This is a genomic window from Pseudomonas knackmussii B13 (assembly GCF_000689415.1).
In the GTDB taxonomy this organism is placed as follows: Bacteria; Pseudomonadota; Gammaproteobacteria; order Pseudomonadales; family Pseudomonadaceae; genus Pseudomonas; species Pseudomonas knackmussii.
Map to the genome: position 1 here is coordinate 5,916,279 of NZ_HG322950.1, position 14,785 is coordinate 5,931,063.

Sequence of the window (14,785 nt, forward strand, 5' to 3'; positions counted from 1 at the left end):
AAACACAGGGCCCGACCGGCAGAGCCGGACCCCACGCCGATCAGACGGACAGCAGGAGGAACTCCCGCTCCCACGAACTGATCACCCGCTTGAAGTTCTCGTGTTCAGCGCGCTTCACGGCCACATAGGCGCGAATGAATTTGCTGCCCAGATACTGTTCAAGGGTCTTGCTGCCTTCCATGGTTTCCAGTGCCGCTTCGATGGTCAGCGGCAGGCGCAGGTTGCGCCGTTCGTAGCCACGGCCCTTCACCTGTGCGCTGGGCCGGATGCCTTCGACCATGCCGATGTAACCGCACAGCAGGCTGGCAGCCAGGGCCAGGTAGGGGTTGGCGTCCGCGCCGGCAAGGCGGTTCTCCACGCGGCGGTTGTCCGGGTTGGAATCCGGTACGCGCAGGCCCACGGTGCGGTTCTCCTCGCCCCATTCCACGTTCACCGGCGCCGAGGTATCGGGCAGGAAGCGGCGGAACGAGTTCACGTTCGGAGCGAACAGCGGCAAGGCCTCTGGAATGAAGCGTTGCAGGCCACCGACGTGATGGAGGAACAGCTCGCTCATGCTGCCGTCAGCATTGGAGAAGATGTTCTTGCCTGTCTTGATATCGATCACGCTTTGGTGCAAGTGCATGGCACTGCCCGGCTCGCCGGTCATTGGCTTGGCCATGAAGGTGGCGGCCACGTTGTGCTTGAGCGCGGCTTCGCGCATGGTGCGCTTGAACACCAGGATCTGGTCGGCCAGATCCAGGGCATCGCCGTGACGGAAATTGATTTCCATCTGGGCGGTGCCTTCTTCGTGAATCAGGGTGTCGAGGTCGAGGCCCTGGGCCTCGCACCAGTCGTACATGTCCTCGAACAGCGGATCGAATTCGTTCGCCGCGTCGATGGAGAAGGATTGGCGGCCGGTCTCCTGACGACCGGAACGGCCGACCGGCGCTTGCAGCGGGTAGTCGGGGTCGTCGCTGCGCTTGGTCAGGTAGAACTCCATCTCCGGCGCCACGATCGGCTTCCAGCCCTTGTCGGCATAGAGCTTGAGGACGTTCTTCAGGATGTTGCGCGGCGACAGCTCGATGGGATTGCCGAGCTTGTCGTAGGTGTCGTGAATGACCATCGCGGTGGGTTCGATGGCCCATGGGACGAGGAACACGGCATTCTCGTCCGGGCGGCAGACCATATCGATGTCGGCCGGGTCCAGCAGGTCGTAATAGATGTCGTCCTCGACGTAATCACCGGTCACGGTTTGCAGGAGAACGCTCTCCGGCAGGCGCATACCCTTCTCGTTGAGGAACTTGTTGGTCGGCGCGATCTTGCCCCGGGCAATCCCGGTCAGGTCGGCGATCAGACATTCCACCTCGGTGATCTTGCGTTCCTTCAGCCAGCTGGTCAGCTGGTCAAGCTTGGTAGTCATAAAGACCTCAGGATTTGAGAGCCCAGCCCCAACCGCCGGGCTCAACGTTGCCCCGCCCTCTTGCTGCAGGCATTGCCGAATGCCTGGAAGATAGCGAGATAGTTGGGGTTCGTTTGCACTTGCCACTCCGGATGCCATTGCACCCCGAGGGCGAAGGCACTCGCGCCTTCGACGGAAAAGGCCTCTACCAACCCGTCGGGCGCCAGCGCTTCAACTCGAAGGCCGGGCGCCAGACGATCAACGCCCTGGCCATGAATGGAATTGACCTGGATCTGCTCCGGCAAGCCGATGCCAGCCAGCACGCCGCCCGGCTGCACATGCACGGCATGGCGCAAGGCGTACTTGACCTCGACCGGCGCGTCAGCCGGCTCGCGGTGATCCATGAGTCCTGGTGTTTCGTGCACCTTCTGGTGCAGGGAGCCGCCCAACGCCACATTCATCTCCTGGAAACCCCGGCAGATTCCGAGTACAGGTACGCCCGCGGAAATCGCGGCGCGAACGAGGGGCAGGCTGGTGGCGTCGCGGGCGATGTCATGCAGAGTGCCAGCATCGCTCGCAAGGCCACTATAATGATGGGGTTCGACGTTCGAGGATGAGCCCGTGAGGAGCACGCCATCGAGACTGTCGAGCAGGGTGTCCAGACTCAGAAGCTCGCCCAAGGCGGGAATGATCACTGGCAGACCATTCGCCCCAGCAACGACGGCTTTGAGGTACTTGTCGCCGGCGACATGGTTGGGGTGATGACCAACCTGTCTTGTGCAGGCGGTCACGCCGATTAACGGCTGGCGAGACATGGGACACCCGTGTTTGTAAGTGTTATGGGTTGCGTTCGAGCTTAGCCTTGTTCATTTTTTTACACAATAGCTCTGTAAAAAATTGCACACGGCTCTATGAACATCCCATGAAACCGGGCTTACAGCGTGTGACGAATAACCCAAAACGCCCCAAAAATGGCCCCTCCGCACCACCTCAGGGCAATTTTTGGCACTATTGACATAAAGTAGCCTTTCGGATTGACTCACACCTTAGCCCTTGAATGATTGAAATTTTTAACAATAAAGGTGTTGCATCATGTCGGTACCCCCGAGTGCCGTTCCGCTCACAGAAGCGACCGAGTTCCTGAAGGAACACCCCGAGGTCCAGTTCGTCGACCTCCTTATTGCAGATATGAATGGTGTGGTCCGCGGCAAGCGCATCGAACGCACCAGCCTGCCCAAAGTCTTCGAGAAAGGCATTAACCTACCCGCCTCGCTGTTCGCCCTCGACATCACGGGTTCCACCGTCGAAAGCACCGGTCTTGGCCTGGACATCGGCGATGCCGACCGCGTCTGCTATCCCATCCCTGACACCATCGCCATGGAACCCTGGCAGAAGCGCCCGACTGCGCAGCTGCTGATGACTATGCACGAGATGGAAGGCGATCCCTTCTTCGCGGACCCGCGTGAAGTGCTTCGCCAGGTCGTTCAGAAATTCACCGATATCGGCCTGTCGATCGTTGCCGCTTTCGAGCTGGAGTTCTATCTGATCGACCAGGAGAACGTGAACGGCCGTCCGCAGCCGCCACGCTCGCCGATCTCCGGCAAACGCCCGCAATCCGTCCAGGTCTATTCCATCGACGACCTCGACGAGTACGCCGACTGCCTGCAGGACATCATCGACGGCGCCCGCGCCCAGGGCATCCCGGCCGACGCCATCGTCAAGGAAAGCGCCCCGGCACAGTTCGAAGTCAACCTGCACCACGTCAACGACGCGCTGAAGGCCTGTGACTACGCGGTCCTGCTCAAGCGCCTGATCAAGAACGTCGCCTACGACCACGAGATGGACTCGACCTTCATGGCCAAGCCCTACCCGGGTCAGGCTGGCAACGGTCTGCACGTTCACGTGTCGCTGCTCGACAAGGACGGCAAGAACATCTTCACCAGCGAGGATCCCGAGCAGAACGCCGCGTTGCGCCACGCGATCGGCGGTGTGCTCGAGACCCTGCCGGCCTCCATGGCCTTCCTCTGCCCGAACGTCAACTCGTACCGCCGCTTCGGCTCGGCCTTCTTCGTGCCGAACGCGCCGAGCTGGGGCCTGGACAACCGCACCGTGGCCCTGCGCGTGCCGACCGGCGCGCCGGAAGCGGTACGCCTGGAGCACCGCGTTGCCGGTGCCGACGCCAACCCCTACCTGCTTCTGGCGGCCGTCCTCGCCGGTGTCCACCACGGCCTGACCAACAAGGTCGAGCCCGGTGCGCCTATCGAAGGCAACGCCTACGAGCAGCTGGAGCAGAGCCTGCCGAACAACCTGCGCGATGCCCTGCGCGAGTTGGACGACAGCGATGTGATGAACAAGTACATCAGCCCCGAGTACATCGACATCTTCGTCGCGTGCAAGGAGCACGAGTTGCAGGAGTTCGAATATTCGATCTCCGACCTCGAGTACAACTGGTATCTACATACCGTATAAAACCGAACAGCGACGCCCGGCCTTAGTGCCGGCGTCGTCTTTCGGTGACGCCCGTACAGCGGGTGTGCCGGCGGCTGGCGCGGGGGGCGTCGACGTCGGACCGTCCGTCGCTCGCCTGACGATCGGCGGACACCCGCACCGGGGCGTCCTTGCACTGCCGCAGTCTTCACCGGAAAAAAACGAAGCGGCCTCGCCGCCAGACGCGCTTTGCCATACAGGGAGAATGCCAATGCCACGCCTGCTCGCCCCGCTGTTGCTCACGCTGTGCCCGCTGTTCGTCCAGGCCCAAGAAGTCATCCGCGTCTACAACTGGAATGACTACATCGCACCTGAAGTGCTCAAGGACTTCGAGAAGAGCACCGGCATTCAGGTCGAATACCACACCTACAGCACCGCCGAAGAGCTGCAGAAGGCCCTGCACAGCGGCGAGCACATCGATGTCGCGGTGCCCTCGCACAACGAACTGCCCGGGCTGATCAAGGACAACCTGCTGCGTCCGCTGGACTTCAGCCAGCTCCCCAACCGCCGCCACCTCGATCCGCAGCTGATGAGCAAGCTGGCCGCGGTAGACCCCGAAAACCGCCACGCAGTGCCCTACCTGTGGGGCGCGGTGGGTCTCGCGGTGAACGAGCCACTGGCACAGAAGGCCCTGGGCGGCCAGGTGCCGGAAAGCTGGGCGCTGCTCTTCGACACCCAGTACAGCCAGCGCCTGAAGGCGTGCGGCATGAGCATGCTCGATGCGCCCGACGAAACCTTTTCGGTGCTGATGAACTACCAGGGCCGCAACTTCGCACGTAGCGCCCCGACGCAGATTCGCCGCGCCGGCGAAGTGCTGCAGACGCTGCGGCCCAACCTGCGCTATATCGACAGCGAGCGCTACATCCAGGACCTCAACGACGGCAAGCTGTGCATCGCCATGGCCTGGGTCGGCGACGCCGTGCACGCGGCGCAGGCCGGGCAGCCAGTGAAGTTCGTGGTGCCGCAGGAAGGCTCGGTGCTGTTCATCGACAACCTGGTGATTCCCAGCAGCGCCGAGCACCCGGACCTGGCCCAGCGCTTCATCGACTTCCTGATGCAGCCGAAGGTGGCCGCGCAGATCACCAACGCGACCTTCTATCCCAACGGCAATGCCGACGCGAAGGAATTCCTCGACCCGGCCCTGCGCGGCGAGAACGGACTCTACCCGGACCAGGAAACCCGGCGCCGCCTGTTCGCCCTGGAAACCGCACCGGAGAAGACCGCCCCGGTAATCAAGGACGTCTGGAGCCGCCTCACGGCGAGCAACTGACTTGCCCCTCCGGCGTGAGCTGGCGTCCAATAGCCGCTCACGTCCGGAGCGCTCCATGTCGACCACTGCCAGCACCTCCCGCAAGCCCCGCGCCAGCAGCCAGGCGCGCATCGCCGCCATCCTCGATGCGACCCGCGCGCTGCTCGCCGAAAGCGGCACCGCCGGCCTGTCGATCTATGCGGTGGCCGAGCGCGCGGACATGCCACCCTCCTCGGTCTATCACTTCTTCCCTAGCGTTCCGGCGCTGCTGCAGGCGCTGACCGCAGAGGTCCACGCGGCCTTCCGCGCCTGTCTGGAAGAGCCGGTGGACCACGCCGCGCTGCGCGACTGGCGGGATCTTTCGCGGATCGTCGAGCAACGCATGCTGGCGGTCTACGCCGGTGACGCCGCGGCGCGCCAGCTGATCCTCGCGAGCCACGGCCTCGCCGAGGTGACGCTCGCCGACCGCCAGCACGACGTGCAACTGGGCAACTCGATGCGCGCCCTGTTCGACCATCACTTCCACCTGCCGGAGCTGCCCGAGGACATCGAGGTGTTCAGCCTGGCCATGGATCTCAGCGACCGCGTCTATGCGCTATCGGTACAGCGGTTCGGTCATATCGAGCCACGGCTGGCCGAGGAAGGCCGGCGCGTCCTCGACGCGTACCTGGGGCTATATCTGCCGCCCTGCTTGCCCAAGCGGCAGCTATAAGCTGCGCGCAGCATTTCAGCGTCATACTCTCCGAAGCCCATAGCCGGATATTTATCCGTATTTATGAGGCCATTGCTCAGCGTCCCGATAAATAACGCTTTGAAAGCCGATTTTTATCGGATATAAATTGCCAAAGCCCAGTTAGGGACTGCAATCGCTCGCCTGACGGCATCTGTATCGGCCACCGCCCAAGCCGGAAGGCCGATAGATATCGGCAAACGGAGCGTTCCGCTCGACCCGCAACGCCGATCGTTGCGGCAAGAGGCTCCGGGCTCGACGAAACCGAAGCGCCTATCCTTGTCCACGGTTTCGATCCGGACGAACGGGAGGACGCACTCATCGCCCGGGACGCGCGCCATCAACGTCATCCCAACCGAGTAACCCATCCGGCGGCAGCCCGCGCCCGCCACCGGTTTCAGCCTTCAGCAAAATGGTGAACCCATGACTACCCTGACCAGCACTCCCCGCGCCGATGGTTTCCGCATGCCGGCTGAATGGGAACCTCACACCCAGACCTGGATGGTCTGGCCGGAGCGTCCGGACAACTGGCGCCTGGGCGGCAAGGCCGCGCAGGCTGCGTTCAGCGCCGTCGCCGAGGCCATCGCGCGCTTCGAGCCGGTCACCGTCTGCGTCTCCGCCGGCCAATACGAAAACGCCCGTGCCCGCCTGAGCAGCGCCATCCGCGTGGTCGAGATCAGCACCGACGACGCCTGGGTGCGCGACACCGGCCCGACCTTCGTGATCAATGACCAGGGCGCCGTGCGTGGCGTGGACTGGACCTTCAACGCCTGGGGCGGCCTCGACGGCGGCCTGTACTTCCCTTGGCAGCGCGACGACCAGGTAGCGCGCAAGATCCTCGAGATCGAAGGCTGCGAGCGCTACCGCACCGAGGGCTTCGTGCTCGAGGGCGGATCGATTCATGTCGACGGCGAAGGCACCGTGATCACCACCGAGGAATGCCTGCTCAACCGCAACCGCAACCCGCACCTGTCCCGCGAGGAGATCGAGGCGGTGCTGCGCGAGCACCTGGCGATCGACACCGTGATCTGGCTGCCGGACGGCCTGTACAACGACGAGACCGATGGCCACGTCGACAACTTCTGCTGCTACGTGCGCCCGGGCGAAGTGCTGCTGGCCTGGACCGACGACCCGCAGGACCCGAACTACCCGCGTTGCCAGGCTGCCATGCGCGTGCTGGAGCAGGCGCGCGACGCCAAGGGTCGCCAACTGGTCGTGCACAAGATGCCGATCCCGGGCCCGATCCACGCGACCGAGGAAGAGTGCGCCGGCGTCGACCTGGTCGACAGCTCGCAAGAGCGCGATCCGTCGATTCGCCTGGCCGGTTCCTACGTGAATTTCCTGATCGTCAACGGCGGCATCGTGGCCCCCAGCTTCGACGACGCGAAGGACGCAGAAGCCAAGGCCATCCTGCAGCGCGTGTTCCCCGAGCACGAAGTGGTGATGGTGCCGGGCCGCGAGATCCTCCTCGGCGGCGGCAACATCCATTGCATTACCCAGCAGCAGCCGGCGCCGCAGAAGCGCTGCCCCGCTAGCCGCCAATGAAAAGGCCGTCGTCCCGCGAGGGGCGACGGCCTTTTTGCATGCCCTTGCAGGAGCGAGCTTGCTCGCGAACTGCTCCGCAGCGGGGCCGGTTCGAGAGCAAGCTCGCTCCTACGAAAAGCCTTTCGGCCTTAGAACAGCGGCAGGGTGTAGCTGACGATCAGGCGGTTCTCGTCCTGGTCGCGCTGGGAGGCATAGCCGGACTTGCTGGCCGCCGGCAGGTCGCTGCGCAGCGCGGCGTTCTTCCAGGTGAAGCCCAGGCCCTTGAAGGTGCCGTCCGGGATCACGTAGGCCAGGCTGAAGTCGCGCTCCCACTCGCCCTGGTCGCCGCCCTTGGTCTTGATGTTGTCGGCGTTCAGGTAGATGGCGTTGAAGGTCAGGCCGGGTACGCCGACCTGGGCGAAGTCGTAGGCGTAGCGCGCCTGCCAGGTACGTTCGCCGGCGTGCTGGAACTTGCCGATCTGTACGTCAGTGATCAGGTAGGCAGTGGAGCCTTCACCGTCGCCACGGTTGAGGAAGGGGAAGTCGCTGTCGCCGTTGAGCACCTGGTAGCCGGCGCCGATGCTGTGACCGGCCAGGTTGTAGGTGAACAGGCCGCTGTAGGCACGGTTGTCCACTTCACCCTTGGTCACGTTGCCGCCGTAGTAGCCGCTGCTGACGTAGCCGTCGGCGCGGCCGGCGGCGCTGCCGTTCTTGCCATCGGAAGTGCTGTCGAAGGCGCGCAGGTCGGTCTTCAGGACGCCCGGGCCGATCGCCCAGCTGTGCTGCAGGCCGAGGAAATGCTGCTGGTAGAAGTCGGTCAGCTGGCCGTAGTAGTACTGCAGGGTGAGGTCCTTGTTCACCTTGTAGTCGCCACCGGCGTAGTAGAACTTGTTGCTGTCGCGGGCGCTCGCGGTCGAGCCGTTGGCCCCGCCGATGGACAGGCTGCGCCAGTCGGTGGAGTTGCGCCCGCGGGTGTGTTCCAGCTGGCCGCCGACCAGGGTCAGGTCCTTGATGTCGGTCGAGGTGACCTGGCCGCCTTCGAAGGTCACCGGCAACAGCCGGCCGTCGTTGTAGACCACCACCGGCAGCTTCGGCTGCAGGGTGCCGTAGCGGAACTCGGTCTTCGAGACCTTGGCCTTGAGGGTCGGGCCGAGGCTGCTGAATTCGTCCACTGCACGGCCATCGCCATCGGAGGGGAACACAGTGCCGGCCTGCTGGCTGGAGGATTCGTAGTGGGTGCCTTTGCCGCTATCCAGGCGCACGCCGAGCAGACCCAGCGCGTCGACGCCGAAGCCCACGGTGCCCGCGGTGTAGCCGGACGCATAGTTGAGCAGGAAGCCCTGGCCCCACTCTTCCTGTTTGTTCGGCGCGGCGGTGCCGTTGCGGTTGTCGGTGTTGATGTAGAAGTTGCGCAGGGTCAGGCTGGCCTTGCTGTCTTCGATGAAACCGCTGGCGCTGGCGGTCTGCAGCTGGACGCCAAAGACGCTCGCAGCCACGGCGACGGCCAGTGCGGATTGCGTGATGTTACGACTCTTCATTGGTGAATCCCCATTTATTGATCTTGTGTGAAGTCGGCAATCGCGACACGTAGTGCGTCGCGCAAGCGGCCGCGCGCAGCCGGAAAAAAGCCCGGAACTGCTGGCGTACAGCGGTCGGCAGTCGGTTGCCCCTAGGCAGGGTCTAGGCGTGGACGGGCAGGCAGGAAGGCACTTGCGGGAAGGAATGGCAGCGTCATGGTGAATGCTCGTGTCTTGTTGTTGTGGGCAAGGCCGGGGGCCTTCCCGCAGGCATGGCAAACCCCGGGCCAATTGGCCCAACCTGCATAGACACGTGGATTGGCGCGGGTCTGCACCCCGTAGCCTGGTCCTTCGCCGCGCACTGGTCAGCGGAAATCCGCCACCTTCCCCGGACGCTCTGGCGGATGCTCGCCACCTGAGTTGCCGGACTTCGTTGCCTGGCCCTTGCGGCCACGCTGGGGGCAACGATAAGAGATCGGAAATAAATCCAAAAAGAATTAATTATTAAAACTTAATTGCCAAATGGAATAAAAGATAGACGCCTCACAAGAGCGGGGAGGAAGGCGCAGGCCTGTCAGGCCTGCTCGATACGGTCCTTGCCGTTGCGTTTGGCCTGGTACAGCGCGGAGTCGGCGCGGCCGTAGAGGCTGGAGAGATTCTCGTCACCGGCGCGCAGCAGGGTCATGCCCTGGCTGACCGTCACGCCGAACGCCTGGTCGCCTTCGTTGAAGCGCAGGCGCTGCACTTCGCGCAGCAGGCGCTCGCCGATCTGCCGCGCCGTGCCTTGGTCGCAGCCAGGCAGCAGCACGGCGAACTCCTCGCCGCCGATGCGCCCGAACAGGTCGCCACGGCGCAATGCGCCGCTGGCGCACTGGGCGATCTTCTGCAGCACGCGGTCGCCGACCTGGTGGCCATAGCGGTCGTTGATCTTCTTGAAGTCATCGACGTCCAGCAGCAGGAAGGCCAAGGGCGCACCGGCGCGCTGGCAGTCGTTGAAGGCCTGCTCGGCGTTGTCGAAGAAGTAGCGGCGGTTGCTGCTCTGGGTCAGCACGTCGGTGGTGGCCAGGCGGTGCAGCTCGTTCTCCAGGTGCTTCTTGTCGGTGATGTCTTCGGCGATGCCGACCACCATGAGCGGCAGACCGGCATCGCTGTGCTGGCTGATGAAGCACTTGTCGCTCAGCCAGCGCACCTCGCCGTCCGCGCGCAGGATGCGGTACTCGCGCTGCTCCACCGCACCGCGCTCGATCACCTGGTCGAAGCTGCTCTGCGCATAGTCCAGGTCGTCGGGGTAGATGGAGTCGCGCCACTCGCTGAAATCCGCCAGCAGCAGCGCCGCGGAGCGACCGAAGATGCGCTCGTACGCCGGGCTGACGTAGACCATGCGCTGCTGCTGCCAGTCGAATGCCCAGAGCACGGCATTCACGCTGGCCAGCAGCGCGCTGAACAGTTGCTCGCGTTCCTTGAGTCGTTCGGCTTCGGCACGGCTATGCAGCAGCGCCAGCAGCACCTCCTCGTAATCGCCCGACACCTTGCCCTTCTCTTCCATGCGTACGCTCCCGCCCAATCGAGTGGGCTATGACCGCAAAAGTAGCCAAGTGCTCGGAGAAAAAAGCAAAAGCCCGCCGAACGGCGGGCTTTTTGTGACCGGCTTCGCGTTGACTCAGACGGCCGGGCGCAGCGAGTAGGTCTTGAGCTGCTCGGCGAACTCACGCAGCGACTGGATGCCGCTGGCCTCGGCCTCCTGCACCCACTGCTTGATCGCGGCGAGCATGTCGTGGCCGTTGGCGCTGGTCTTCGCCCAGATCTGCTGCAGAGCGAGGCGCTTCTCGTAGATCACCTGCAGGGCCTGGCTGTGTTCCAGCAGACGCTGGATGCGCGCGTGGTGGCTTTCCTCCAGCAGGCTGGTCTCGCGCGACAGCAGGCGCTTGGCGCGGCGGAACAGGTGGCGGACCGACTCGTCGGCCTTGGCCAGCTCCTGCTTCACCAGCGGGCCGATCACCAGCTTGCGGTACTGCGCCATGATCTGGAAACGGTTGTTGAGGATGGCCATGGCGGTGTCCATGTCCAGGCTGCCCTTGCCTTCCACGCGGTGCGCGATGGGCGCCACGCGGGCGACCTTGGCCAGGCGCAGGAAGCTGAACAGCTTGATCCAGGCCCAGCCCATGTCGAACTCCCACTTCTTCACCGACAGCTTCGCCGAGTTGGGATAGGTGTGGTGGTTGTTGTGCAGCTCTTCACCGCCGATCAGGATGCCCCAGGGCACCAGGTTGGTGGCGGCGTCGCGGCACTCGAAGTTGCGGTAGCCGACCGCGTGGCCCAGGCCATTGATGACACCAGCCGCCCAAACCGGAATCCAGGCCATCTGCACGGCCCAAACGGTCAGGCCGAGGGCGCCGAACAAGGCGACGTCGATCAGCACCATCAGCGCGATTCCGCCCAGCGGGAAGCGGCTGTAGAGGTTGCGCTCGATCCAGTCTTCCGGGCAGTTCTTGCCGTAGATGCGCAGGGTGTCTTCGTTCTTTGCTTCCTCGCGATACAGCTCGGCGCCGCGCCGCAGGACGGTGCCCAGGCCCTTGTACACCGGGCTGTGGGGGTCGTCGGCGGTTTCGCACTTGGCATGGTGCTTACGGTGGATGGCGGTCCACTCGCGCGTGTTCATGCCGGTGGTCATCCACAGCCAGAAGCGGAAGAAGTGCTGCAGCGCCGGATGCAGGTCGAGCGCGCGGTGCGCCGAATAGCGGTGCAGGTAGACGGTTACGCTGACGATGGTGATGTGGGTCAGCACAAGCGTAACGACAATCAATTGCCACAGAGGCAGATCAAGGAAACCGTTGTACCACATGGATGAAAATGAACCTCGATGAGGAAGGATCGACAAGCCCGGCCATCTGGGCCATCCCGCATTATCAACAAGCAAGGCCGGAATACCATCAGGTCTTTTAGATAAGAACCAAGGCCAATGGCCACCCTCTATACTGCGCAACCAATAAGTCGTCCACCCCACCCGATGAAGCCACACCTGCGTGCCCTGCAAATCGGCCTGTCGTACCTGGCCGCCGCCTCCGTCTGGATCCTCCTGAGCGATGATGCCGTCCGTCTGGTAGTCGGGTCCTCCGACACCGAATTCTGGCTGCTCGCCAAGCGTTTTCTCTTCGTCAGTCTCACCGCCGGCCTGCTCTACCTGCTGATGCGCCGCCAGTTTGGCCACCGGCAACGGGCCTACGCGGCGCTCATGGCCAGCGAACAGCGCCTGAACCGCGCCCTGAATGCGGTGGAGGACGGGCTCTGGGAGTGGGACCTGCGCAGCGATCGGGTCTTTTATTCCTCGGGCTTCGCGAGATTGCTCGGCCTGCCCGCCGAAGAGCTGGGCGACAGCAAGGCGTTCTGGTGCGATCGCCTGCACCCCGACGACCGGGAAGCCACCCTGCAAGCCCACCGCGAACACCTCGAAGGCCACAGCGATCGGCTCGACTGCACGTACCGCCTGCGCCACGCCGATGGCGGTCATCGCTGGATCCATTCGCGCGGCCGCGCCATTCGCGACACGCACGGCGACCCCGTGCTGATGACCGGCGTCAGTCGCGACGTCACCCGCCAACGCAGCCTCGACGACCACCTGCGCCAGGCCGCCGCGGTGTTCGAAGCCACCCAGGAAGGCCTGCTGGTGACCGACGAGCACGGCGTCATCCTGCACATCAACCCGTCCTTCCAGCGCATCACCGGCTACACCGCCGATGAAGTGCTGGGGCGCAATCCGTCGATGCTCAAGTCCGGCCTGCAGGACAACGATTTCTACCAGCGCATGTGGCAAACCCTGGGCCGCGACGGCGTCTGGTGCGGGGAGATCTGGAACCGCCGCAAGAACGGCGAGGTGTATCCGCAATGGCAGCACATCTGCGCCGTGCATGACGACCGGGGGCAGCTGACCCGCTATGTGGCGGTGTTCTCCGACCTCAGCAGCATCAAGCGCTCGCAGCGTGAACTGGACTTCCTCGCTCACCACGATCCGCTGACCGGCTTGCCCAACCGCCTGCTGCTGCGCGAACGCATCGACCAGGCCATCGTCCGCGCCGGACGCGAAATGGGCAGCGGCGCCCTGCTGCTGCTCGACCTGGATCACTTCAAGCACATCAACGACAGCCTCGGCCACAGCGCCGGCGACCAGGTGGTGAAGGCCGTCGCCGAACGCCTGCGGACCTGCCTGGACCAGACCGACACCCTGGCCCGCCTGGGCGGCGACGAATTCGCCGTGCTCCTCGAATGCCGCCAGCCGAACCACGCCAGCAGCCTGGCCCAGCGCCTGCTGCAGTCGATGAGCGCGCCTTTCGACATCCAGGGCCAACGGGTCTATGTCTCGGCCAGCCTCGGCATCAGCCTGTTCCCCGACGACGCCGGCAATGTCGACCATCTGCTCCAGCACGCCGACGCCGCGCTGTTCCAGGCCAAGGCCAGCGGACGCAACTTGTACGCCTTCTACACGCCCGAACTGACTGCCCGCGCCCGTTCCCATGTGGAAGTGGAAAGCGCCCTGCGTCGCGCGCTGGAACAGGACGAGCTGCGCGTCCACTACCAGCCGGTGCACGACCTAGCCACCGGCCGCCCCGTCGGGGCCGAGGCGCTGGTGCGCTGGCAACATCCGCAACGCGGCCTGGTACCCCCGGGCGAGTTCATCCCGGTGGCCGAGGAATGCGGGCTGATCGGCGCCCTGGACACCTGGGTGCTGAACCAGGCTTGCCGGCAGATGCGTCGCTGGCTGGATGCGGGCAGCGAGCTGGAGTTCGTCGCGGTCAACCTGTCCAGCCGCCTGTTTGCCCGCGAAGGCATCGAACAGCAAGTGGCCCGCGCACTGGCCGACAGCGGCCTGCAGGCGCGCCATCTGGAGCTGGAAGTCACCGAAAGCGCGATCATGCAGAACATCGACCAGTCGGTAGCGCTGCTACAGCGCCTGCGCGATCTGGGCGTGCAGCTGGCGATCGACGACTTCGGCACCGGCTATTCCTCGCTGATGCGCCTCAAGCGCATGCCGGTGCAGAAGCTGAAGATCGACCAGGGATTCGTCGCCGGCCTGCCGGGTTGCGCCGAGGATGTAGCCATCGCCTGCGCGATCATCGCCCTCGCGCGCAGCATGGGGTTGAAGGTGGTCGCGGAGGGCATCGAACGGGCCGACCAGGCGACGTTCCTGCTCAGCCAGGCCTGCGACTACGGCCAGGGCTACTGGTATGGCCGGCCACAACCGCCGGAGGCGCTGCCGCTAAACCAGCCGGCCGGCGCAGAACCCGCCTGAGCCGGCGTTACCGCGACTCCTCCAGGTGCCGCTGGAGAAAGGCGCGGCTGGACTCGATGATCGCCCGCTGGCTTTCCTCGCTGGCCATCATCCGCGCCAGAACCAGCGCGCCCACGCACTGGGCGAGCAGCGCCCAGGCATCTTCCTCGGAGCCAATCACCTCGGCCCAGGCTCGCTGCAGCTCGAGCAGCGCCTCTTCGGCGCCCTGCCGCACAGACAGGTCGGCGCGCGCGATCTCCGCACCCAGCGCCGGAATGGCGCAGCCGCCCGCCGGCTCCTGCACGTGCACGAGGTTCAGGTAGCGGGTCAGGCCGCGCATCAGCCGCTCGCGATCGAAGGGTTTGCGCTGGTCGGCCAGGCGCTCGACGCTGCGCATCAGCTCGCGCTGGACGATGGCGGCGAAGAGCTCATCCTTGGACGAGAAGTGGTTGTAAAAGGCGCCACCGGACAACCCCACCGCCTTCATCAGCCCATCGACCCCGGCATTGGCGAAACCGCCCTGCTTGGCGATGGCCGCGCTGCTGTCGAGCAGGCGCTGGCGGGTTTCTTCCTTGTGGGTGGCTGAATAGCGCATCGGCTGCCTCCTGGGGGCGGCTTGACGGATGCCGGCAGCATA

11 protein-coding genes are annotated in these 14,785 nt (G+C 64.5%); 5 read left to right on the forward strand and 6 right to left on the reverse strand.

The genetic code is table 11. The features are described from left to right. Window positions 1-40 precede the first annotated feature (40 nt). Both PKB_RS27545 and PKB_RS27550 read right to left on the reverse strand, forming a co-directional pair. Window positions 41-1,399, reverse strand: a complete 1,359-nt coding sequence (locus tag PKB_RS27545; RefSeq protein WP_043256352.1) for a glutamine synthetase family protein — start codon at window positions 1,397-1,399, stop codon at window positions 41-43. Between the two features lie 41 nt (window positions 1,400-1,440). Then, window positions 1,441-2,193 (reverse strand): gamma-glutamyl-gamma-aminobutyrate hydrolase family protein, encoded by a 753-nt coding sequence (locus tag PKB_RS27550; RefSeq protein WP_043256354.1) that lies wholly within the window; start codon window positions 2,191-2,193, stop codon window positions 1,441-1,443. A 277-nt stretch (window positions 2,194-2,470) separates the two neighbouring features. On the opposite strand from PKB_RS27550, the gene PKB_RS27555 reads away from it, so the two are divergent. The 4 genes from PKB_RS27555 to aguA all read left to right on the forward strand — a co-directional run bounded on the left by PKB_RS27555 (window position 2,471) and on the right by aguA (window position 7,389). Next, window positions 2,471-3,847, forward strand: a complete 1,377-nt coding sequence (locus PKB_RS27555) for a glutamine synthetase family protein (protein WP_043256356.1) — start codon at window positions 2,471-2,473, stop codon at window positions 3,845-3,847. A 229-nt stretch (window positions 3,848-4,076) separates the two neighbouring features. Further along, a complete protein-coding gene (locus tag PKB_RS27560) occupies window positions 4,077-5,135 on the forward strand; it encodes a polyamine ABC transporter substrate-binding protein (protein ID WP_043256358.1) in 1,059 nt (352 codons plus the stop codon). 55 nt (window positions 5,136-5,190) lie between these two features. Beyond that, window positions 5,191-5,826, forward strand: coding sequence for a TetR/AcrR family transcriptional regulator (locus PKB_RS27565; RefSeq protein WP_043256360.1), 636 nt, complete (start codon window positions 5,191-5,193; stop codon window positions 5,824-5,826). A gap of 441 nt (window positions 5,827-6,267) precedes the next feature. After that, window positions 6,268-7,389, forward strand: coding sequence for an agmatine deiminase (gene aguA / locus PKB_RS27570; RefSeq protein WP_043256362.1), 1,122 nt, complete (start codon window positions 6,268-6,270; stop codon window positions 7,387-7,389). A 128-nt stretch (window positions 7,390-7,517) separates the two neighbouring features. Here aguA and PKB_RS27575 read toward each other — a convergent pair whose 3' ends face one another. The 3 genes from PKB_RS27575 to desA all read right to left on the reverse strand — a co-directional run bounded on the left by PKB_RS27575 (window position 7,518) and on the right by desA (window position 11,727). After that, on the reverse strand, window positions 7,518-8,906 hold the full coding sequence (locus PKB_RS27575) for an OprD family porin (RefSeq protein WP_043256364.1): 1,389 nt from the start codon (window positions 8,904-8,906) through the stop codon (window positions 7,518-7,520). A gap of 553 nt (window positions 8,907-9,459) precedes the next feature. Then, window positions 9,460-10,431 (reverse strand): GGDEF domain-containing protein, encoded by a 972-nt coding sequence (locus tag PKB_RS27580; RefSeq protein ID WP_043256366.1) that lies wholly within the window; start codon window positions 10,429-10,431, stop codon window positions 9,460-9,462. 114 nt (window positions 10,432-10,545) lie between these two features. Further along, on the reverse strand, window positions 10,546-11,727 hold the full coding sequence (gene desA, locus PKB_RS27585) for a delta-9 fatty acid desaturase DesA (RefSeq protein WP_043256368.1): 1,182 nt from the start codon (window positions 11,725-11,727) through the stop codon (window positions 10,546-10,548). Window positions 11,728-11,892: 165 nt separating this feature from the next. Between desA and PKB_RS27590 the strand changes: the two genes are divergently transcribed. Beyond that, window positions 11,893-14,169, forward strand: coding sequence for a putative bifunctional diguanylate cyclase/phosphodiesterase (locus PKB_RS27590; RefSeq protein WP_043256369.1), 2,277 nt, complete (start codon window positions 11,893-11,895; stop codon window positions 14,167-14,169). A 7-nt stretch (window positions 14,170-14,176) separates the two neighbouring features. Here PKB_RS27590 and PKB_RS27595 read toward each other — a convergent pair whose 3' ends face one another. Further along, window positions 14,177-14,743 (reverse strand): TetR/AcrR family transcriptional regulator, encoded by a 567-nt coding sequence (locus PKB_RS27595; protein ID WP_043256371.1) that lies wholly within the window; start codon window positions 14,741-14,743, stop codon window positions 14,177-14,179. Between the last annotated feature and the right edge of the window lie 42 nt (window positions 14,744-14,785).